This is a genomic window from Micromonospora sp. NBRC 110038, from assembly GCF_020884815.1.
GTDB lineage: Bacteria > Actinomycetota > Actinomycetes > Mycobacteriales > Micromonosporaceae > Micromonospora > Micromonospora haikouensis.
Genome location: NZ_BBOL01000011.1, coordinates 174,409 through 199,205 on the forward strand (window position 1 = coordinate 174,409; position 24,797 = coordinate 199,205).

The window sequence follows — 24,797 nt, forward strand, 5'->3', positions numbered from 1 at the left end:
CCAAGGCAGCCAATACCCCCACATGGGCCTCGACCTCTACACCGCTTCACCCACCTTCGCCCACCACCTCCACGCCTGCGACACCGCACTCCAACCCCACACCGGCTGGTCCCTCCTCGACGTCCTCCACCAGACACCCCACGCACCCGACCTCGACCGCGTCGACGTCGTCCAACCCACCCTCTTCGCCCTCATGACCGCCCTCGCCCGCACCTGGCAACACCACGGCATCCACCCCGACGCCGTCATCGGCCACTCCCAAGGCGAAATCGCCGCCGCCCACATCGCCGGCGCACTCACCCTCAACGACGCCGCCAAAATCATCGCCATCCGCAGCAAAGCCCTCCACACCCTCACCGGCACCGGCGCCATGGCCGCCATCCCCCTACCCCCCCACACCGTCACCACCGACCACCCGCACCACCCCGACCTCCACATCGCCGCCCACAACAGCCCCCACCACACCATCATCAGCGCCACACCCACCACCATCGACACCATCATCAACCACTACCAACAACACAACATCAACGCCCGCAAACTCCCCGTCACCTACGCCTCCCACCACCCCCACACCGAAACCCTCAAAGACCACCTCCTCACCACACTCGCCGACATCACCCCCACCACCCCCACCATCCCCTTCCACTCCACCACCCACCCCCACACCACACCCACCCTCAACAACCACTACTGGTACGACAACCTCCGCCAACCCGTCCAACTCCACACCACCATCACCCACCTCCTAAACACCGGACACACCCACTACATCGAAACCAGCCCCCACCCCGTCCTCACCACACCCATCCAACACACCATCGACACCACCACCACCAAAGCCACCACCATCGCAACCCTCCACCGCAACCAACCCGCCCCCACCCAACTCGCACACGCCCTCGCCCACGCCCACACCACCGGACTCACCCCCCACCAACCCACCCCCACCCCACACACCACCCCCCACCTCCCCACCTACCCCTTCCAACACCACCACTACTGGCTGCACCCGACACCCGACACCACCGGCTTCGGCCGCGCGGCCACCGGGCATCCGTTGCTCGGCGGCGCTCTCGACCTCCCCGGCAGCGACGCCACGCTGCTGACCGGGCAGATCTCGGTCAACGCCCAGCCGTGGCTTGCCGACCACGCCGTCTTCGGCACCGTCCTGCTGCCCGCCACGGGCCTGCTCGACATGGCCCTGCGCGCCGGGGCGGAGGTGGACTGCGCCCGGGCCGAGGACCTGGTCCTGGACCAGCCGCTCCTGCTGCCCGCGAACCGCGCGGTCGACGTGCAGATCCAGGTGAACGCGCCCGACGACGCCGGCCGGCGGGCCTTCACGATCCACTCCCGGCACGACGAGGACTGGGTCCGCAACGCGACCGGCCTCCTCTCGCCGGAGGCCGCGGCCGTACCCGGCCCGCTGGCGGTGCCGGCCACGGCTGCCGCGCTGCCCGTCACGGACCTGTACCGGCGGCTCGCCGAGCAGGGATACGACTACGGCCCGGCCTTCCAGGGGCTGCGAGGCGCGTGGCGCGACGGCGACGCGCTGTACGCGGAGGTGGAACTGGCGGGCGAGCTCCACGAGGCCGGCTTCGGCATCCATCCCGCGCTGCTCGACGCCGTGCTCCACGTGCGCCTTCTCGCCGGGCTCGGCGAGGACTCCGCCGGTGACCCCGGCGACCTGCGGCTGCCGTTCTCCTGGTCCGGCATCAGCCTGCACGCCTCGGGCGCGCGGACGCTCCGCGCCCGGGTGACGCCCGTGGACGGCTCGACGATCGCCGTGGCCGTGTCCGACCTCGAAGGCCGACCGGTGCTCACCGTCGACGCGATGGCCACCCGCCCGGTCGACGCCGGGAAGCTGACGGGGCACGGTGCCGCGATGCTGACGGTGCGCTGGGCCGAGCAGCCCCGCGCCGAGGCGGACGTCGCCGCCGCAGCGCCCGCAGTCGTGCTCGGCGAGGCCGGAGACCTCGCCGAGGCGCTGTCACTGCCGGCCGCCTCGGGGGTCGACGAGCTGGCGCGCACGCCGGCCGCCGACGTTCCGGGCTGGGCGGTGGTGAGCTTCGGCTCCGCCGAGGGCGACGATCCGGTGCCGTCGGCCCACGGGCTGGTCGAGCGTGCCCGCGTACTGGTGCGACGGTGGCTCGAAGCCGACCGGCTGGCCGACACGCGGCTGATCTTCCTGACCCGGGGCGCCGTCTCCACCGGGCCCGATGACCCGGTCACCGATCTGCCCGGCGCCGCCGTCTGGGGCTTCGTGCGCTCCGCACAGACCGAGCATCCCGACCGCTTCGTGCTCGTCGACCACGACGACGCCCGTCCCGGTCGGGAGGACCTCGACGCCGCCGCCACCGGGGAGCCGCAGCTCGCCCTCCGGGACGGCCGACGGCTGACGCCCCGGCTCGCGCCCGGCTCGTCCTCCGGCTCCGGCACCGCCCTCGATCCGGACGGGACCGTCCTGATCACGGGGGGCACCGGCACCCTCGGCGCCCACGTCGCCCGTCGGCTGGTCACCCACCACGGCGCGCGCCGGCTGCTGCTGGTCAGCCGCCGTGGTCTCGACGCCCCGGGTGCGGAGCAACTGCGTCAGGAGTTGACCGGCCTCGGCGCCGAGATCGACATCGCGGCCTGCGACGTCACCGACCGCGCCGGCCTCGTCGCCACCCTGGGGACCGTTCCCGCCGGGCATCCGCTCACGGCCGTGGTGCACACCGCCGGCGTCCTCGCGGACGCCACCGTCACCCAGCTGACCGGGGAGCAGCTCGGCACCGTGCTGGCCGCCAAGGTCGACGCCGCGTGGCACCTGCACGAGCTGACCACCGGGCTCGACCTCGCCGCGTTCGTGCTGTTCTCCTCTGCCGCGGCGACGGTCGGCGCACCGGGACAGGCCAACTACGCCGCCGCGAACGGCTTCCTCGACGCTCTCGCCCACCACCGGCGTACGCGTGGCCTCCCCGCCGCGAGCCTCGGGTGGGGGTTGTGGACCGACACGAGCGAGCTCACCAGCGGCCTCGCCGCGGCAGACCTCGACCGGCTGCACACCAGCGGCTTCCAGCCGATGTCCACGCAGGAGGCGCTGGCCCTCTTCGACGCCGCCCTGCACGACACCGGCCACGCCCACCTCGTGCTCGCTCCGGTGGACCGGGCGGCGCTGCGCCGGCGTGCCGTGCAGGGCGATCTGCCGCCCCTGTTCCGCGAGCTCGTCCCGGGGGCGCCGCCCCGGGCCGCCGCGGACGGCGCGTACGACTGGCGGAGCCGCTTCGCCGCGGCCCCGGCGCACGAGCGTGACACCCTGCTGCTCGACCTGGTCCGCACCCACGCGGCGGCGGCGTTGCGGCACGAGGCGCCCGGGGAGATCGACCCGGACGGCGCGCTCAAGGACCTGGGGTTCGACTCGCTGATCGCCGTCGAGTTCCGCAACCGCCTCGGCGCGGCCATCGGGCTCCGCCTGCCGGCGACGCTGGCGTTCAACTATCCCAGCCTCCGGGCGCTCACGGGCTATCTCGGTGAACGCATGTCGGAGAGCGAGCCGGACCGGGCCGAGCCGCAGGAACCGGCGGACGCCACCGTGCACGACGAGCTCGACCGGATCGAGGAGGCGCTGCGCACGTCGCCGGAGGAGGCCCGGGAGGAGATCACCGCCCGGTTGCGTCGGCTGCTCACCGCGCACGGCGGCACGGGCGCGCACGCCCAGATCGCCTCGGCGACCGACGACGAGATCTTCGACCTGATCGACAACCAGCTGGGCACGGCCTGACATGGGATCGGATGCGATGAACATCGAAGAGAAGCTGCGGGAGTACCTCAAGCGCGTGACCGCAGACCTTCAGACGACGCGGGCCCGTCTGCAGGAGCTGGAGTCCCGGGGCAGCGAGCCGGTGGCGATCGTGGGGATGGGCTGCCGCTACCCCGGCGGCATCCGCTCCCCCCACGACCTGTGGCAACTCGTCCTCAACGGCACCGACGCCATCGGCGAGTTCCCCACCGACCGCGGCTGGAACCTCGACACCCTCTACCACCCCGACCCCGACCACCCCGGCACCAGCTACACCCGCCACGGCGGCTTCCTCTACGACGCCGCCGACTTCGACCCCGACTTCTTCGGCATGAGCCCCCGCGAAGCCCTCGCCACCGACCCCCAACAACGCCTCCTCCTCGAAACCACCTGGGAAACCCTCGAACACGCCGGCATCGACCCCACCACCCTGCGCGGCACCCACACCGGCGTCTTCACCGGCGTCATGTACGACGACTACGGCAACCGCCTGGCGGAGACCTCGCCCGACGGCTTCGAGGGGTATCTGGGCACCGGCAGCGCGGGCAGCCTCGCCTCGGGCCGGGTGTCCTACGCGTTCGGGTTCGAGGGCCCGGCCATCTCGGTCGACACGGCGTGCTCGTCGTCGCTGGTGGCGTTGCACCTGGCCGTCCAGGCCCTGCGCAACGGCGAATGCGACCTGGCCCTGGCCGGTGGCGTCACCGTCATGGCCACCCCGGCCGCCTTCACCGAGTTCAGCCGCCAGCGCGGCCTGGCCCCCGACGGGCGGTCGAAGTCGTTCGCCGCGAGCGCCGACGGTGCGGCGTGGAGCGAGGGCGTGGGACTGCTGCTTGTCGAACGGCTCTCCGACGCCCAACGCAACGGCCACCGCATCCTCGCCGTCGTCCGCGGCTCCGCCGTGAACCAGGACGGCGCCTCGAACGGCCTCACCGCGCCCAACGGCCCGTCCCAGGAGCGGCTGATCCGCCAGGTGTTGGCCGAGGCCCGCCTCGCCCCGGCGGACGTCGACGTCATGGAGGCGCACGGCACCGGCACGACGCTGGGCGACCCGATCGAGGCCGAGGCACTCCTGGCCACCTACGGCCAGGACCGGAAACAACCCCTCTGGCTCGGCAGCATCAAATCCAACATCGGCCACACCCAAGCCGCCGCCGGCGTCGCCGGCATCATCAAGATGATCCAGGCCATGCACCACGGGGTCCTGCCGAAAACCCTCCACGTCGACGCACCCACCCCCCACGTCGACTGGACCACCGGCAACATCCAACTCCTCACCGAACCCCAGCAATGGCCCGACCAGGGGCGGCCCCGCCGCGCCGCCATCTCCTCCTTCGGCATCAGCGGCACCAACGCCCACGTCATCCTCGAACAGGCACCCGCCGTAACCGAGGAAGCCCCTGCCGGCGACGGGGCCACGACGCCGGTGCCATGGGCGCTGTCCGGTCGCAGCCCGGAGGCGCTGCGCGCACACGCCGCCGCGCTGCGGGCCCTTCTCGACACGCTGCCGGACGGGGACCTCGCCGCCGCCGGGCGGGCGCTGGCGACCGACCGCGCCGCGCTGACCTACCGGGCCGTCGTCGTCGGCGGTGAGCGCGCCGAACTCGCCGCCGCTCTGGAGGCGGCGGCGAGCGCCGCGACGCCACCCGTACGCGCCGTCGAGGGCAAGGTCGCGTTCCTGTTCACCGGGCAGGGTGCCCAGCGGCTCGGCATGGGCCGTGAGCTGTACGAGCGTTTCCCGTCCTTCGCCCGGTGTCTCGACGCCGTCCTCGCCGAGCTGGACGGCCACTACGCCGTCCCGCTCCGGGACGTCGTGTGGGGCTCCGACGCGGACGCGGTGCAGCGCACCGAGCACGCGCAGGCCCTGCTCTTCGCGATCGAGGTGGCGCTGTTCCGCCTGGCCGAGTCGTGGGGCGTCCGGCCGGACTTCGTGGCCGGGCACTCCGTCGGCGAGATCGCGGCCGCCCACGTCGCCGGGGTGTTCTCCCTGGCCGACGCGGCGGCGCTGGTCGCCGCCCGGGGGCAGCTGATGCAGGCCCTGCCCGAGGGCGGCGCGATGGCCGCCGTGCGGGCCACGGCCGACGAGGTGCGGCCCGTGTTGTCCGGGGCCGTGGGGCTCGCCGCGGTCAACGGCCCGCAGTCGGTGGTGGTGTCCGGGGACCACGACGCCGTCGCCGCCGTCGTCGCGCACTTCTCCGCGCTCGGGCGCAGGACCACCGGGCTGCGCGTGTCGCACGCGTTCCACTCGCCCCTGATGGAGCCCATGCTGGACCGGTTCCGCGCGGTGGCCGAGGGGCTCTCGTACGGCGCGCCCACCATCCCGGTCGTCTCCACCGTCACCGGGGAGCCGTCCACGGACTGGGCAACGGCGGAGTACTGGGTGGGCCACGTCATGGCGACGGTGCGCTTCGCGGACGCGGTACGCGCCCTGCGTACCCGTGGGGTCACCACGTTCGTCGAGCTGGGACCCGACGCGGTGCTGTCCACGGCGGGGCCGGAAACCACGGCCGACGCCGCGTTCGTACCGCTGATGCGCCGGGACCGGCCGGAGGTCACCGAGCTGGTCACCGGCCTCGGGCGGCTGCACAGCCACGGGGTGCGGGTCGACTGGGCGGCGTTCTTCGGGCCCGCCCGGCGGGTCGAGCTGCCCACCTATCCGTTCCAGCGCCGGACGTACTGGCTGCACCCCGTCGGCGGCTCGGGCGCACGCGGTGACCACCGCCGGCATCCGCTCGTCGGCAACGCCATGGAGCTGCCGGACGACGCCGGCCGCATCGTCACCGGTGAGATCACGGCCGCCGCCCATCCCTGGCTCGCCGCGCACCGCGTGCACGACGTCACCGTGCTGCCCGACACGGCCTTCCCGGATCTGGTGCTGGCGGCGGGCGCGGAAGCCGGCTTCGACCGGATCGAGCAGCTCACCGTCGAGCGGCTGCTCCCGCTGCCCGGCGACGCGCCCACCCGGCTGCACGTCACGGTGGCCCCGCACGAGGACCCGGCGCGCGCCCGGGTCACCGTCCATTCCCGCGTCGGCGACCATGCCGACCAGCCCTGGACCCGGTGCGCCACGGCGGTCCTGGCCGTCGGGGCCGACGCGGATCCGGGTACGGCGACCCCGTGGCCGCCGGCCGACGCGACCCCCGTGGACGTCGGCGACCTGGCGGACCGGCTCACCGGCCTCGGGCGCGACGGCGACGGGTTCCTCGCCGGCCTGGTCGCGGCGTGGCGGTCCGGCGACACCGGATACGCCGAGGTACGCCTGCCCGACGACGCCCCGGGCGGCTATCTGCTCGACCCCCGGCTCATGCAGGTCGCCCTGGTCGCGGCCGGTGAGCCGGCGGAGCAGCTGTGGACGGCCGCCGGCTGGGAGGACGTCACCGTCGTCCGGCCCGGGGTACGCGAGCTTCGGGTCGCGCTCACCCGCACCGCGCCGGACAGGGCCTCGGTGCTGGTCAGCGACGCCTCCGGCGCGGTGGTGTCCACGATCGGCGCGGTCGTCCTCCGCCCGCTGACGGCCGACGAGCTGCGCCCGGCCGACGTCGCGTACCGGCTCGGCTGGGTGTCGCTGGCGGCGGCCCCGGCGACGGACGAGACCCGGTGGGCGCTCGTCGGCGACGACGACGCGCTCGGTGGGCTGCCGGGTGACCGGCACCCGGACCTCGCCGCGTGGACGCGCGCCGTCGGCGAGGAGGTCGTGGTCCCCGGGGCGGTGGTCGTCGCGGCGCCGCAGGGCGGGCCGGAACCGTACCCGAGCGTGGGCGGGCAGGTCACCGCGCTCGCCGACAGCGCGCGGCGCTGGCTGGCCGAGGAACGGTTCGGCGCGTCCCGGCTGGTCGTCGTGACCCGGGGCGCGGTCGCCACGACCGACGGGGAGGACGTCGGTGACCTCGGGCAGGCCGCCCTGTGGGGGATGCTCCGTTCGCTGCAGGGCGAGCACCCGGGACGGCTGGCGCTGGTCGACACCGAGGACGAACTCACCGTCAGCTCGCTACGGGCCGCGCTCGCCGCCAGGGAGGACCAGCTCGCCGTCCGGGGCAGCACGCTGTTCGCCGCCCGGCTCTCCCGGGTGCCGGTCGACACCGCTGGGTCCCCGGCCGGGCCGCCGCTCGACCCCGCGGGCTCGGTGGTCGTCCTGGTCGGCGGCGACGGCAACGCCGGCCCGGTCGTCCGGCAGCTCACCGCCGGCCACGGGATCCGTCGGCTCGTGCTGGGCCGGGCCCCGGGTGTCGCCGCCCCGGACACCGCCGAGCTGACCGCCTCGGGCGTGACCGTGACGGTCGTACCGGATGAGATCAGCGACCGGGCCGGAGTCGCGGCCCTGCTCGCCGCCGTCGCGCCGGAGCATCCGCCGACCGCCGTGGTGTTCATCGGCGACGCAGGCGACGGCCCGCCGGCCGGCGGCGCTGCGGACCGCGCCGGGGCGGCCTCGCACCTCCAGCCCGCCCTCGCCTGGCACCTGCACGACCTCGCCGAGGGCACCGACCTGCGCGCGTTCGTGCTCCTCGGCCCCGCCGGGGGGATCCTCGGCACGCCCGGCGGCGGCGACCGGGCGGCCACCGGCGCGTTCCTCAAGGCCCTCGCCCGGCACCGGCGCGCCCGTGGGCTCGCCGCGCTCAGCATCGGCTGGGGACCGTGGCGCGGACCCGACGACACCGATCCGGTACGCGAGTCCCGCCACGGCCTCCGGGCGGTGCCCGTCGCACACCTGCTCGCCGTGGTGGAGCTCGGCCTGACGGACAGCCGGCACGCCGGGCTGCTCCCCGTCGCCCTCGACCAGGCCGAGCTGCGCCGACATGCCCGGTCGATGACTCTGCCGACGGTGTTTCGGGACCTCGTACCGGCCCCGGCCGCCCCCACCGGCGTCGGCGGCCCCGCGCTGGGCCGCCAGCTGCGCGGCAGGCCGGAGCCGGAGCAGACGCGGATCGTCCTCGACCTGGTCCTGACCCAGATCGCCGCCGTTCTCGGCCACGAGAACCCGGGCTCGATCGCCCCCACCCGGCCGCTGCAGGAGCTGGGCTTCGACTCGCTCACCGCGGTCGGACTGCGCAACCGCCTGCAGGAGGCGACGCAGCTCACGCTGCCCGCGACGCTGCTGTTCGACTACCCGACCGCCACCGCCATGGCCGCGCACCTGCGGTCCGAACTGCTCGGCACGCAGGACGTCACGGCCGTACCGCTGTCGGCGAAGCCGATGGACGACGAGCCGATCGTGATCGTCGGGATGGGCTGCCGCTACCCCGGTGGCGTCCGGTCCCCGGAGGACCTGTGGCAGCTGGTGGCCGACGGCCGCGACGCGATCACCGAGTTCCCGACCGACCGGGGCTGGGACCTCGACGCGCTGTACGATCCCGACCCCGAGCACCCCGGCACGTCGTACGTCCGGACCGGCGGGTTCCTGCACGACGCCCCGCTGTTCGACGCGGACTTCTTCGGGATCAGCCCGCGTGAGGCGCTGGCGATGGATCCGCAGCAGCGGCTGCTGTTGGAGACGAGTTGGGAGACGTTCGAGAACGCGGGCATCGACCCGGAGTCGCTGCGCGGCAGCCGCACCGGCGTCTTCACCGGCACCCACGACCGCGACTACGGGACGCTCGTCGCCGGGAACGAGAGCCTCGAGGGTTACCTGATCGTCGGCAACTCGGCGAGCATCCTGTCCGGGCGGTTGTCCTACACGTACGGTTTCGAGGGTCCCGCGATCTCGCTGGACACGGCGTGCTCGTCGTCGCTGGTGGCGTTGCACCTGGCCGTCCAGGCCCTCCGCAGCGGCGAATGCGACCTCGCCCTGGCCGGCGGCGTGTCGGTGCTGGCGACCCCGGCGTCGTTCGTGGAGTTCAGCCGCCAGCGCGGGCTGGCCCCCGACGGGCGGGCGAAGTCGTTCGCGGCGGGCGCCGACGGGACGTCCTGGTCGGAGGGTGTGGGTCTGCTGCTGGTCGAGCGGCTCTCCGACGCCCAACGCCACGGCCACCGCATCCTCGCCGTCGTCCGCGGCAGCGCCGTCAACCAGGACGGCACCACCAGCCAACTCTCCGCACCCAACGGCCCCGCCCAACAACGCGTCATCCGACAGGCCCTCACCACCGCCGGCCTCACCCCCACCGACGTCGACGCCGTCGAAGCCCACGGCACCGGCACGAAACTCGGCGACCCCATCGAAGCCCAAGCACTGCTCGCCACCTACGGCCAGAACCGCGACCAACCCCTCTGGCTCGGCAGCATCAAGTCGAACATGGGTCATGCGGCCGGCGCGGCCGGCGTCGCGGGCATCATCAAGATGATCCAGGCCATCCGGCACGGCATCCTGCCGAAGACCCTCCACGTCGACGCCCCCACCCCCCACGTCGACTGGACCACCGGCAACGTGTCGCTACTCACCGACACCCAACCCTGGCCCGAACAGGGGCGGCCCCGCCGCGCCGCCGTCTCCTCCTTCGGCATCAGCGGCACCAACGCCCACATCATCCTCGAACAAGCACCACCAGCCACCACACCCACCGACGCTCAGCCAGCGGACCAGGACACCCCCGTCACGTGGATGCTCTCCGCGAAAACCCCCACCGCCCTACACACCCACGCCCAACGTTTGCTGCACCACCTCACCACCCACCCCGAGTTGACCGCCGCCGACACCGCGGCAGCGTTGGCCACCCGGACGCTTCTGTCTCACCGCGCCGCCATCGTCGGCACCACCCGCGAAGAACTCACCGAGGCCCTCACCGCCCTAGCCGGGAACACCCCCCACCACCGACTCATCCAAGGCACCCCCCTCACCGGCAAAACCGTCTTCGTCTTCCCCGGCCAAGGCAGCCAATACCCCCACATGGGCCTCGACCTCTACACCGCTTCACCCACCTTCGCCCACCACCTCCACGCCTGCGACACCGCACTCCAACCCCACACCGGCTGGTCCCTCCTCGACGTCCTCCACCAGACACCCCACGCACCCGACCTCGACCGCGTCGACGTCGTCCAACCCGCCATCTTCGCCATCACCGTCGCCCTCGCCCGCACCTGGCAACACCACGGCATCACACCCGACGCCGTCATCGGCCACTCCCAAAGGCGAAAAATCGCCGCCGCCCACATCGCCGGCGCCCTCACCCTCAACGACGCCGCCAAAATCATCACCCACCGCGGCCTCACCGCCCACACCCTCACCGGCACCGGCGGCATGGCCGCCATCCCCCTACCCCCCGACACCGTCACCACCCACCTCCAACACCACCCCACCCTCACCATCGCCGCCCACAACAGCCCCCACAACACCGTCATCACCGGCGACCTCGAAACCCTCCACACACTCATCACCCACTACCACCAACAAGGCATCCAAGCCCGCCCCATCCCCATCGGATACGCCTCCCACAGCCCCCACATCGACCAACTCCGCAACCACCTCCTCACCACCCTCGCCGACATCACCCCCACCACCCCCACCATCCCCTTCCACTCCACCACCCACCCCCACACCACACCCACCCTCAACAACCACTACTGGTACGACAACCTCCGCCAACCCGTCCAACTCCACACCACCATCACCCACCTCCTCAACACCGGACACACCCACTACATCGAAACCAGCCCCCACCCCGTCCTCACCACACCCATCCAACACACCATCGACACCACCACCACCAAAGCCACCACCATCCCCACCCTCCACCGCAACCAACCCGCCCCCACCCAACTCGCACACGCCCTCGCCCACGCCCACACCACCGGACTCACCCCCCACCAACCCACCCCCACCCCACACACCACCCCCCACCTCCCCACCTACCCCTTCCAACACCACCACTACTGGGTGAAGCCGAGGATCGCCACGGCCGCGTTCGGCGACGGCCCCAGCGGGCACCCGTTCGTCGGCGGCCGGCTCGACCAGCCGGACGACCGGGGGGAGATCTTCGTCGGGCAGGTGTCCACCGCCCTGCACCCGTGGCTGGCCGACCACGCCGTACGCGACACCGTCCTGCTGCCCGGCACCGCGTTCCTCGACCTGGCGCTGCACGCCGCCGAACGCCGCGGCAGCACGCACGTGGAGGAGCTCACGCTGGAGCACCCGCTCGTCCTGCCGGACAGCGGCGCCCTGCGGCTGCACGTCGCCACCGCGCCCGAGGCGGACGGCCGGCACACCGTCACCGTCCACTCGCGCCCGGCCGGCGACCCCGACCACCCGTGGACCCGGCACGCCGTGGGCACGATCAGCGGGGACGCGCACGGGACGCCCGCGGTGCTCGACGGCGCGTGGCCGCCGCCCGGGGCGCAACCGGTGCGGCTGGACCAGTTCTACGGCGACCTCGCGGGCCTCGGGTACCTGTACGGCCCGACGTTCCGGGGGCTGCGGGCCGCCTGGCAAGCCGGCGACGCCTTCTACGCGGAGGTGGAGCTGCCGGAGCAGGCCGACCCGGACGGGTTCACGGTCCACCCGGCGCTGCTCGACGCCGCGCTGCACACGACGGCGGTGGGCGTGAACCTCGACCCGGCGCACACCCCGGTGCGGCTGCCGTTCTCCTGGTCGGACGTCACGCTGCACGCGACCGGGGCCACCCGGCTGCGGGTCCGCACCACCCGGGTCGACGACACCACGGTCGCGCTCGACATGGCCGACGGCACCGGGCGGCCCGTGCTCACCGTCGCGCGGCTGCGACTGCGGGAACTTGACCCCGGCCAGCTGGCCGCGCCCAGCCCGCTACACAACTCGATCTTCCGCACCGACTGGGTCCGCGCCGAGGCGCCGCCCGCGCCGGCCGGCGACCTGTCCCGCTGGGCGGTCCTCGGCGACGGCGCCGCCGGGGCGGATCCGGCCTTCGCCGGGCTCCCCCGGCATCCGGGGCTGGCCGACCTCGCCCGGGAGTTGGACGCCGGGGCCGCCGCACCGGAGGTCGTACTACTGACCTGCCACAGCGGCCCCGACGACGCCGGCACCGACCCGGCGGCGCGGGCCCACGAGGTGACGCGGCGGGTCCTGGGCACGGTCCAGGGCTGGCTCGCCGACCCCCGGCTCGCCGGCTCCCGGCTGGTCGTCCTCACCCGCGGCGCGATCGCGGCGCGGCCCGGCGACGCCGTGCGCGACCTGCCCGGCTCGACCGTCTGGGGCCTGCTGCGCGCCGCCTGGTGGGAGGAGCCCGACCGGTTCGTGCTGGCCGACCTCGACGACACCGCGACGCCGGCGTCCCTGCGGGCCGCGCTCGCGACGGACAGCTACCAGGTCGTCCTGCGTGAGGGTGTCTGCCTGGTCCCCCGGCTCGCCGCCATCCAGCCCGACGACGGCGCGGCCGGCTTCTCCTTCGACCCGGCGGGCACCGTGCTGATCACCGGCGGCACCGGGACGATCGGCGCGCACCTGGCCCGCCACCTGGTGACGGCGCACGGGGTGCGGCGCCTGCTGCTCACCAGCCGCCGCGGCATCGCCGCCGACGGGGCCGGAGCGTTGCGCGACGAGCTGGTCGCGGCGGGCGCCGACGTGACCGTGGCCGCGTGCGACACCGCCGACCGCGAGGCGCTCGCCGGCCTGCTGGCCGCCGTCCCGGCCGAGCATCCGCTGACGGCGCTGGTGCACACCGCCGGCGTGCTGGAGGACGGCGTGCTCGGCGCGCTCACCGCCGAGCAGGCCGACGCGGTCCTGCGGCCCAAGGCCGACGCCGCCTGGCACCTGCACACGCTGACCGAGCACCTGCCGCTGCGGTCGTTCGTCCTGTTCTCCTCCGCCGCCGGCATCATCGGCAATCCGGGCCAGTCGACCTACGCGGCGGCGAACACGTTCGTGGACGCGCTCGCCGCCCACCGCCGGTCGCGCGGGCTGCCCGCCGACTCGCTGGCGTGGGGCCTGTGGGCGGAGACCAGCACGATGACCGCCGGGCTGGACGGCGCCGGCAAGGCCCGGCTGACCCGCCACGCGGCGGCCATCACCACCGAGCAGGGCATGGCCATGTTCGACGCCGCGCTCGCGGTCGCGGACGCGACGCCGCTGCTGCTCGCGAAGATCCGGCCGGCGACGGTCGACGCCGCCGACGACACGATCGCACCGATCCTGCGTACGCTCGCCCGCCCCACGGTCCGTCGGGCCGTCTCTCCCGCCGAGCGTCCCGCCGCCTCCGACGGCCTCGCCGAGCGGCTGCTGCCGCTCGACCCGGCCGGGCGTCGGGAGCTGCTGACCGGGCTGATCGGCGCCCACGTCGCGGCGGTGCTCGGCCACGGGCAGCCGGACGCCCTCGACGCGGCGCGCAGCTTCAAGGACCTCGGGTTCGACTCGCTGACCGCGGTGGAACTGCGCAACCGGATGAACGCGGCGACCGGGCTGCGGCTGCCGGCGACGCTCGTGTTCGACCATCCCACCATCGAATCCCTCGCCGACCGGCTGAGCGCGGAGCTGCTCGACACCCACCCGGCCGCCCCGGCGGCGGCGCTGCCCGCGGCACCGGCCACCACCCGGGACCAGGCCGACGACCCGATCGTGATCGTCGGGATGGCCTGCCGGTTCCCCGGCGGCGCGCGCACCCCCGGCGACCTGTGGCGGCTCGTCGCCGACGGGGTCGACGCGGTCGGTGACTTCCCGGTCAACCGGGGCTGGGACCTCGACGAGCTGTACCACCCCGACCCCGACCGGCACGGGAAGACGTACGTCAGGCGGGGTGGCTTCCTGCACGACGCCGACGAGTTCGACGCCGACCTGTTCGGGATCAGCCCGCGGGAGGCGCTGGCCACCGATCCGCAGCAACGGCTGCTGCTGGAGACCGTGTGGGAGGTGCTGGAGAACGCCGCCATCGATCCGACGTCGCTGCGCGGAAGCTCCACCGGGGTCTTCATCGGCGCGGCCGCGCAGGAGTACGGCCTGAACACCCGGGCCGGGGACACCGGGCCGGAGGGCTACCTGATCACCGGTTCCACCACGAGCGTCGCGTCGGGCCGGATCGCGTACACCTTCGGGTTCGAAGGCCCGACGATGACCGTGGACACCGCGTGCTCGTCGTCGCTGGTGGCGCTGCACCTGGCCGTGCAGGCGCTGCGCAACGGCGAGTGCGAGCTGGCGGTGGCCGGCGGTGTCGCGGTCATGGCGGCGCCGACGCTCTTCGTGGAGTTCAGCCGGCAACGCGGGCTCGCCCCGGACGGCCGGTGCAAGCCGTTCGGCGCCGACGCCGACGGGACCGCCTGGGGCGAGGGCACCGGCCTGCTGCTGGTGGAACGGCTCTCGGACGCGCGGCGCAACCAGCATCCGGTGCTCGCCGTGGTGCGCGGCACCGCGGTCAACTCCGACGGCACCAGCAACGGGCTGACCGCCCCCAACGGCCCGTCCCAACAGCGGGTCATCCGGCAGGCGCTGTCCACCGCCGGGCTGACCCCGGACGACGTGGACGCGGTGGAGGCGCACGGCACGGGCACCCCGCTCGGCGACCCCATCGAGGCCCAGGCCCTGCTCGCCACGTACGGGCGGGACCGCCGCGCCGGCGAGCCGCTGTGGATCGGGTCCGTCAAGTCCAACATCGGGCACGCGCAGGCCGCCGCCGGGGCCGCCGGGGTGATCAAGATGGTGCAGGCGATGCGGCACGGGCTGTTGCCGCGCACCCTGCACGTCGAGGAGCCGACCCCGCACGTGGACTGGTCGGCCGGCGCGGTCCGGCTGCTCACCGCCGACCGTCCGTGGCCGGAGACCGGTGGTCCCCGTCGCTCCGCCGTGTCGGCGTTCGGCATCAGCGGCACGAACGCGCACGTCGTCCTGGAGTGGGATCCCGCCGTCGCCGCCGAGCCGGTGGGGTCCGGTCCCCGCCCGGAACCCGGCGGCGTCCCGGTGCCCTGGCTGTTGTCCGGCAGGACCGTGGCGGCGGTGGCCGCCCAGGCCGGGCGGCTGGCCGAGCAGCTCACCGGGCACCCCGAGCTGCACCCGGTCGACGTCGGCGGGTCGCTCACCGCCCGGGCCGCGCAGCGGTACCGGGCCGCCGTGGTCGGCACGGACCGCGCGGAGCTGCTGTCCGCGCTGCGCGACGTCGCCGACGGGAGCACCACCGCCGAGGCGGCCGGGGCCGGCGGCACCGCGTTCCTGTTCTCCGGGCAGGGCAGCCAGCACCCCGGGATGGGTCGGGAGCTGTACGAGCGCCATGCGGTGTTCGCGGCGGAGCTGGACCAGATCTGCGAGCGCATGGACGCCCGCCTGGACGCGCCGTTGCGGGCGGTGATGTTCGCGGCGGCGGGCACCCCGGAGGCGGCCCTGCTCGACGAGACCCGGTTCGCCCAGCCGGCGATCTTCGCCCTGGAGGTGGCGCTGTTCCGGCTCCTCGAATCCTGGGGGATGCGGCCCGACGTCCTGCTCGGGCACTCCATCGGTGAGCTCGCCGCCGCGCACGTAGCCGGCGTGTTCGACCTGGACGACGCGTGCCTGCTCGTCGCGGAGCGGGCGCGGCTGATGCAGAGCGTCCCGGCGCGCGGCGCGATGGTGGCCGTCCGGGCCGGTGCGGCCGAGGTGGCCGAGTCGCTCGCCGACCGGGACGGCGTCGTGTCGATCGCCGCCGTCAACGCCGCCGACGCCACGGTGGTCTCCGGCGACGAGGAGGCGGTGGCGGAGGTCGCGGAGCTCTGGGCGCGGCGCGGCCGCCGGACGACGCGGCTGCGGGTCAGCCACGCGTTCCACTCGCCGCACATGGACGCGATCCTCGGCGAGTTCCACGACGTGGCCGCCCGCCTGGACTACCGGCCGCCGGCCCTGCCGATCATCTCCGCCAGCACCGGGCGTCCGGCGGAGGCGGCGCAGCTCGGCGACCCCCGGTACTGGACCGACCAGCTCCGGCTGCCCGTCCGGTTCCACGACGGGATGCGCGCCGTGCGGGCGCTCGGCGTCACCACCTGCCTGGAGGTGGGCCCGGACGGAGCCCTCACGGCGCTGCCGGCCGACGAGGGGGCCGGCCGTCGGATCGCCACGCAGCGCCGGGACCATCCGCAGGCGTCGACGCTGGTCTCCGCCGTCGCGCAGGCGTGGACGCACGGGACCCCCGTCGGCTGGCGGGAATTCTTCGCGCCGCTGGCCGCGCGGACCGTTCCGCTGCCCAACTACGCCTTCCAGGGCCGCCGGTTCTGGCTGCCGGCCGCCCCGCCCGCCAGTCCGGCGGCGCTGGGCCTCGGCGTGGGCGACCACGAACTGCTCAAGGCGACGACCTCGCTGGCGGACAACGGCGGGTGGCTGCTGAGCGGCCGGGTCTCCCGGAGCACGCATCCGTGGCTCGCCGAGCACACCGTGAACGGCGCGGCGCTCGTACCCGGCTCGGTGTTCCTGGACATCGCCGTGCACGTGGCGCGGACCGTCGGGGGTGCCCGCGTCGACGAGCTGACGATGGAGTCCCCGCTGGTGCTGCCCCCGCAGGGACCGGTGGACCTGCAGGTGACGGTGTCCGGGCCGGATCCGCGCGGCGTGCGGTCGCTCACCGTCAGCTCGCGCGCCGCCGCGCCCGACGACCCGGCCGGCGAACGCCCGTGGACGCGGCACGTCTCGGGCACCCTGAGCGACCGGGAGACCGGGGCGTTCACCGGTTTCCCGGCCGCCTGGCCGCCGCCCGACGCCGAGCCGATCGACCTGGACGGGCTCTACGAGGCGCTCGCCGGCGCGGGCATCGAGTACGGCCCCGCGTTCCAAGGGCTGCGCGGCGCCTGGCGGGACGGCTCGACCGTCTACACCGAGGCGGTCGCCCCCGACGGCGGCACCGCGGATGGCCTGCATCCGGCGCTGGTCGACGCGGCGATGCACGCCCTCGCGGCCAACCACCCGTCGCTCAGCTCCGGCACGGAGATCCTGCTCCCGTTCGCCTGGCGCGGCGTCGACGCGTACTCGTGGCATGCGGCGGCGATCCGCAGCAGGCTGACCGTGACCGGGCCGGACACGCTGGCGCTGGCGGTCACCGACACCGACGGCGTCCCCGTCATGGCGGTCGAGGAGCTTCTGGTACGGCGGGTGCCGCTCGGCGCGATCGCGGCGCAGCGTTCCCCGGCGTACGTGCTGGGCTGGACCGGCGCGCCGGCGGGCCGGCACCCGGGGCCGGGCGGCATCGGCCTGCTCGGCGGCTCCGACCGGCTCCGCGCGGCGCTGGCCGGCGCGGCGGACGTCCACGACGACCTGCCCGCCCTGCTGGGCACGCCGGACCCGCTGCCCGCCGTGGTCCTGTTCCCCGTGCCGCCGCACGACGGGCCCGGCCCGGACCAGGTGCGCGCGGCCCTGGCCGAGGTCATGGACGCCGCGCAGCGGTGGCTGGCCGAGGACCGTACGGCCGGCTCCCGGCTGGTGGTCGTCACCGAGGGCGCGGTGTCCACCGGGGCGGAGGATCCCGCCCCGGACCTGGCGGGCGCCGCCGTCTGGGGCCTGGTCCGCAGCGCCCAGGCCGAACACGCCGGCCGGTTCGTGCTGCTGGACCTCGACGCGACCGGGGCGTCCGCCGACGCCGTCACCGCCGCGCTCGCCCTCGACGAGCCGCAGGTGGCGGTGCGGGCGGGTCGGTGCCTGCTGCCGCGGGTGACGGAGGCGCCGCTGCGCGAGCCCGCCGGCACCCCGCTGGACGCCGACGGGACGGTCCTGGTCACCGGGGGCACCGGCGCCCTCGGCGCGCTCGTCGCCCGGCACCTGGTCGCCCGGCACGGCGTCCGGCACCTGCTGTTGCTGAGCCGCCGCGGCGGCGACGCGCCCGGGGCGCAGCGGCTGCGGGCCGAACTGGCCGCGCAGGGAGCGGACGTCACCATCGTGGCCTGCGACGCCGCCGACCGGGCCGCCCTCGGCGTCGCGCTGGCCACCGTCGACCCGGACCACCCGCTCACCGCGGTGGTGCACACCGCCGGGGTGCTCGCGGACCGGACGTTCACCAACCTGACCGCGGACCGGCTCGACGCCGTGCTGCGACCCAAGGTCGACGCGGCGTGGCACCTGCACGAGCTGACCGCGGCCATGGACCTCGCCGCCTTCGTCCTGTTCTCGTCGGTCGCCGGGACCCTCGGCACACCCGGTCAGGCCAACTACGCCGCCGCCAACACCGGCCTCGACGCCCTCGCCCACCACCGGTCCGCGCGCGGGCTTGCCGCCACCAGCCTGGTGTGGGGGCCGTGGCCGGACGCCGGCGGCATGACGGCCGACGACCAGCGGGTCCGGCAGGCCGCGCTGACGCCGCTGACCACCGAGGAGAACCTCGGGCTGTTCGACGCCGCGCTCTCGGCGGAGCATCCGGTGCTGCTCGCCCTCCGCTTCGACCGCGCCGCGCTGCGCACCGCCGACCGCGCGGACCTGCCGCCGGTGCTGTCCGGGCTGGCGGGCGCGTCGGCGCGCCGCGCGCCGCAGCGGGCGTCGCTCGTCCAGCGGCTGCAGGCGTCCGGCCGGCAGCAACGCGGCCGGCTGCTGCTGGACGCGGTGTCCCGCCACGTCGCCACGGTCCTCGGCCACGACGACGACGCCGACATCGCCGCCGACCGGGAGTTCAACGAGCTGGGCTTCACCTCGCTGACCGCGATCGACCTGCGCAACCGGCTCTCCGCCGAGACCGGGCACCGGTTGCCGGCCACGCTGGTGTTCGACTACCCGAACCCGGCCGCGCTGGCCGCGTACCTGGAGGGCCTGCTGTTCGACGGGGGCCAGGCGGAACCCGCCCGGGTCCAGACCCTCCGGCCGGCCTCCGACGAACCGATCGCCATCGTCGGGATGGCCTGTCGGTTCCCCGGCGGCGTCGGCTCGCCGCAGGACCTGTGGCGGCTGGTCAGCGACGGGCGGGACGCCATCGGCCCGTTCCCCGGCAACCGGGACTGGAACGTCGACGACCTGTACGACCCGGATCCGGACCGGCCCGGGAAGTCCTACACCCGACAGGGCGGCTTCCTCTACGACGCGGACCGGTTCGACGCGCAGTTCTTCGGCATGAGCCCGCGCGACGCCGTGGCCGCCGACCCCCAGCAGCGGCTCCTGCTGGAGACGAGCTGGGAGGCGTTCGAGCACGCCGGGATCGATCCGGCGACGCTGCGCGGCAGCCGTACCGGCGTCTTCACCGGCGTCATGTACAGCGACTACGGTGCCCGGCTCGCGAGCGGCTCCGCCGACGAGTACGAGGGGTATCTCGGCACCGGCAGCGCCGGCAGCATCGCCTCCGGGCGGGTCGCCTACTCGTTCGGGCTGGAGGGTCCCGCGCTCACGGTGGACACGGCGTGCTCGTCGTCGCTGGTCACCCTGCACCTCGCGGTGCAGGCGCTGCGGGCCGGCGAGTGCGACCTGGCGCTCGCCGGCGGGGTCACCGTGATGGCCACGCCCGCCGCGTTCGTCGAGTTCAGCCGGCAGCGCGGGCTCGCCCCGGACGGCCGGTGCAAGGCGTTCGCCGAGGGCGCCGACGGGGTGGCCTGGGCGGAGGGGGTGGGACAGCTGCTGGTCGAGCGGCTGTCGGACGCGCGCCGCAACGGTCACACGGTGCTGGCGGTGGTCCGCGGCTCCGCCGTCAACTCCGACGGCGCGAGCAACGGGCTCACCGCGCCGAACGGCCCGTCCCAGCAGCGGGTGATCCGGCAGGCCCTCGCCGACGCCGGGCTGCGGCCGGCCGAGGTGGACGCGGTCGAGGCGCACGGCACCGGCACGCCGCTCGGCGATCCCATCGAGGCGCAGGCGCTGATCGCCACGTACGGGCAGGACCGTCCGGCCGGGCGTCCGCTGTGGGTGGGGTCCGTCAAGTCGAACATCGGGCACGCCCAGGCCGCCGCCGGGGTCGCCGGGATCATCAAGACGGTGCAGGCGCTGCGCCACGGCCAACTGCCCCGGACCCTGCACGCCGACACGCTCTCCCCGCACGTCGACTGGGGCGCCGGCGACGTCGCGGTGCTGCGGGAGGCGCGGGCGTGGCCGGAGCACGACGGGCCGCGGCGGGCGGCGGTCTCGGCGTTCGGGATCAGCGGAACCAACGCCCACGTCATCCTCGAGGCCGCCGAGGACGCCCGCGAAGCGCCGGACCCCCACGTCGAGGCGCCCCTGCCCGCTGACCGGGCCGGGGACGCGGTGGTCGTACCCTGGCTGCTGTCGGCGAGGTCCGAGGCCGCCCTCGCCGCGCAGGCCGACCGGCTCCGCGCCTTCGTCCGGGAGCACCCGGCGCTCGACCCGGCCGACGTCGCCCGCTCCCTCGCGACCCGTCCGGTCCTGGAGCACGGGGCCGCCGTGGTCGGGCGTACCCGCGCGGAACTGCTGACCGGGCTCGACGCTCTCGCCGCCGAGCGGACCGCGACCGCCGTGGTGCGCGAGAGCTCCCGGGAGACCGGCCCGATCGCCGTCATGTTCTCCGGGCAGGGCTCGCAGCGGCCGGGGATGGGCAGCGGGCTGTACGCGGCCCATCCCGAGTTCCGCCGGGCGTTGGACGAGGTGTGCGACCGGTTCGACGCGCTGCTCGGCCGGTCGCTGCGGGAGCTGATGTTCGCGCCCGCCGGTTCCCGCGAGGCGGACCTGCTGCACGAGACCCGGTACACCCAGCCCGCGCTGTTCGCCGTCGAGGTCGCCCTGTACCGGTTGCTCCGCAGCCACGGGGTGGTTCCGGACTTCCTGCTGGGACACTCGGTCGGCGAGTTCGCCGCCGCGCACGTCGCCGGGGTCCTGTCCCTGGCGGACGCCTGCCTGCTGGTCGCCACGCGCGGCCGGCTGATGCACGAGGTGTCCGGCAACGGCGCGATGGTGGCCATCGGCGCGGACCCCGACGAGGTACGCACGTCGCTGGCCGGCCTCAAGGAGTCGGTCGGCATCGCGGCCGTGAACGGTCCCGCCGGCACGGTGGTCTCGGGTGACGAGGTCGCGGTCATGTCCGTGGTGCAGCAGTGGTCGGCCCGGGGCCGCCGGGTGAAGCGGCTGCTGGTGAGCCACGCCTTCCACTCGCCGCTGATGGCGCCGATGGTCGACGCGTTCCGGGCGGTCGCCGAGACGATGACCTTCTCGGCGCCGGTCGTCCCGATCGTGTCCACGGTGACCGGGGACTTCGCCGACCCGCAGGCCCTGGCCGCACCCGACTACTGGGTCGACCAGGTGCTGCGGCCGGTGCTGTTCGCGCAGGGTGTGGAGACCCTGTACCAGGCCGGGGCACGCGTCTTCCTGGAGCTGGGCTCGGACGCGCTGGCGTCGCTCACCCCGGACTGCCTGGCCGACAGGTTCCCCGGCCCGCTCGTCAGCGCCCTGCTGCGCAAGGACCGGCCGGAGCCGGAGTCGGTGGTCACCGCCCTGGCCCAGGTGCGCCTGCGGGGCGCCCCGGTGGACCTGGCCGCCCTGCTGCCGGGCGCGCGCCGGATCGCGGAGCTGCCGACCTACCCGTTCCAGCGGGAGCGGTTCTGGCTCAGCCGGCCCGTCGGCTCGGGCGATCCCGCCGGCCTGGGCATGGACAGGGCCTCGCACCCGTTCCTCGGCGCCGGGACGGAACTGCCGGACGGGGGCTCCCTGTTCACCGGCCGGATCTCCGTGGAGAGCCAGCCGTGGCTCGCCGACCACGCCGTCCACGGCAGCGGTGTCGTGCCGGCCAGCGCGCTGCTCGAACTGATCCTGTACGTGGGCGAGCAGTCCGGCTGCGACCTGGTCGAGGAGCTCACCGTCTCCACCCCGCTGGTGCTGCCGGACGCCGGGGCGGTACACGTGCAACTGGTGACCGGGCCCGCCGACGAGGCCGGCCGGCGCACCGTGACGATCCGCTCGCGCGCCGCCGGCGACCCGTGGGTCGGTCACGGCCAGGGGATCGTGGCGCCCGCGTCGGCCGCCGAGCCACCCGGCGTCGCCGGCGGCGCGTGGCCGCCCGCCGGGGCGACGCCCGTGGACGTCGCGGAGCTCTACGAGCGGCTCGCCGACCTGGGGTTCGGCTACGGGCCGGCGTTCCGCGGCCTGCGCAACGCCTGGCGGCACGGCGACGAAGTGTCGGCCGAGGTGCGCCTGCACGGGGCACCGGTTCCCGGCTTCCGCATCCACCCGGCTCTGCTCGACGCGGCGTTGCACACCATCGCCATCGCCTACCGTGACCTGGACCCGGAAGCCGGCGTCCCGGTGCCCTTCGCCTGGTCGGGCGTCAGCGTGCGGGCCGCCGCACCGGACTCGCTGCGGGTCCGGCTCGCCCCGGCCGGTTCGGGCTTCGCGCTGCGGCTGAGCGACGAGGCCGGCAACCCGGTCGCCGCCATCGCCTCGCTGTCGGTCCGTCAGCTGGCCGCGGGCCAGCTCCAGCAGGCCGGTCGCGCGCCGCACGGGGCGCAGTTCCGCGTCACGTGGGCCGAGACCGCGTTGCCCGCCGACCGGGCCGGCACGGGTGCCCCGATTGCGCCGGTGCAGGATCTGGGGCACGACGAGCCCGTGCCGGAGCTGGTGCTGCTGGACTGCGCGCCGGGCGGGACCACCACCGGGGACGCGGCCGCCGACGCGCACCGGGCCACCCGTCGCGCCCTCGACGTGCTGCAACGGGTCCTCGGCGACGACCGGTTCGCCCGGACCCGCCTGGGCGTGCTGACCCGGTCGGCCGTCGCCGCCGTGGACCGTGACACCGTCACGGACCTCGCCGGGGCCGCGGTGGGCGGGCTGGTCCGCGCCGCGCAGACGGAGAATCCCGGCCGGATCGTGCTGCTCGACACGGACGGCACCGAAGCGTCGACCGCCGTGCTACGCGCCGCGCTGGACGCCGGTGAACCCTGGCTCGCGCTGCGCGACGGCACCGCGTACGCCGCTCGGCTCGTCGCCGCCGACAGCACCGCACCGGGCGGGGACGCCGACCCGCCGCTCGACCCGGACGGGACGGTGCTCGTCACCGGCGGCACCGGTGCGCTCGGCGCGCTCGTGGCCCGGCACCTGGCCCGCCGGCACGGCGTCCGGCACCTGCTGCTGGTCAGCCGCAGCGGCGCCGCCGCGGCCGGAGCGGACGAGCTGGTCGGCGAACTGGACCGGCTGGGCACCCGGGCCACCGTGGTCGCCTGCGACGTCGCCGACCGTGAGTCCCTGGCCGGCGTGCTCGCCTCGATCCCTGCGGCACACCCGCTCACCGCCGTCATCCACACCGCCGGGGTGCTGGACGACGCCACGCTCCCCGCCCTCACCCCGCACCGGGTCGACACGGTCCTGCGCCCCAAGGCCGACGCGGCGTGGCACCTGCACGAGCTCACCGCCGGGCTCGGCCGCACCCGGTTCGTGCTGTTCTCGTCGGTGTCCGGGGTGCTCGGCGGGGCCGGCCAGGGCAACTACGCGGCGGCCAACGCGTTCCTCGACGCGTTGGCCGAGCACCGGCGCGCTCTCGGACTCCCGGCGGTGTCGCTGGCCTGGGGGATCTGGGCGGCGGCCGGCACGATGGGCGGGCGGCTGGGGACCGCCGACCGGGCCCGCATCGGCCGGGGCGGGATGCTGCCGCTCGACACCGGCCAGGGTCTGGCGTTGTTCGACTCCGCCCTGCGCGCCGACCACGCCACGATGACGGTCGCCCGCTTCGACCTGCCGACGCTGCGCGCGCAGGCGGACGAGAACCGGCTGCCCGTGATCCTGGGTGGCCTGGTCGGCGGGACGGCCCGCCGGCCGGACGACGCCGGGCGCCCGGTGCTGGGTGAACGCCTCGCGGGCCGCACCGAGGCCGCGCAACTGGAGATCCTGCTCGAGTTCCTCCACCAGGAGATGGCGGTCGCGCTGGGCCACCGCGAGACCGCCACCATCGACCTCGACCGCGGTTTCCTGGAGCTCGGCTTCGACTCCCTGACGGCGCTCGAACTGCGTAACCGGCTGAGCGAGGTGGCCGGATGGCGCCTGCCGGCCACCACGTTGTTCGACTACCCGACCCCCCGCAAGCTCGCGGCGCGCCTGCGGGAGCTGCTCATTCCCGCCGACACCGCCGACACCCCGGAGGCGGCGATCCGCGAGGCCATCGCGGCCATCCCGCTGGAGCGCCTACGCGCTGCCGGCCTGCTGGACGCCGTGCTGCGGCTGGCCGACGGCACCGCCGATCCCGGCCACGCGCAGGACGAGGACGCGGAAACCGATCTCATCGACGCCGATGTCGATGATCTGGTCCGCATCGCCCTCGGAGACACCGACACATGA

General features: G+C 75.0%; 2 protein-coding genes. Both read left to right on the plus strand.

What is annotated here, in order from left to right; all coding sequences use genetic code 11:
* Positions 1 to 22 precede the first annotated feature (22 nt).
* The gene (locus LPU61_RS29210; protein ID WP_229406750.1) at positions 23 to 3,763 is read left to right on the plus strand and encodes a type I polyketide synthase; all 3,741 of its coding nucleotides are present in this window, start codon (positions 23 to 25) and stop codon (positions 3,761 to 3,763) included.
* A gap of 16 nt (positions 3,764 to 3,779) precedes the next feature.
* A complete protein-coding gene (locus LPU61_RS29215) occupies positions 3,780 to 24,797 on the plus strand; it encodes a type I polyketide synthase (RefSeq protein WP_229406751.1) in 21,018 nt (7,005 codons plus the stop codon).

What these genes read in the sequence shown, in the direction of transcription:
- LPU61_RS29210 (WP_229406750.1), top strand. Translation starts at nt 23, where the DNA reads ATGGGCCTCGACCTCTACACCGCTTCACCCACCTTCGCCCACCACCTC.
- LPU61_RS29215 (WP_229406751.1), top strand. Translation starts at nt 3,780, where the DNA reads ATGAACATCGAAGAGAAGCTGCGGGAGTACCTCAAGCGCGTGACCGCA.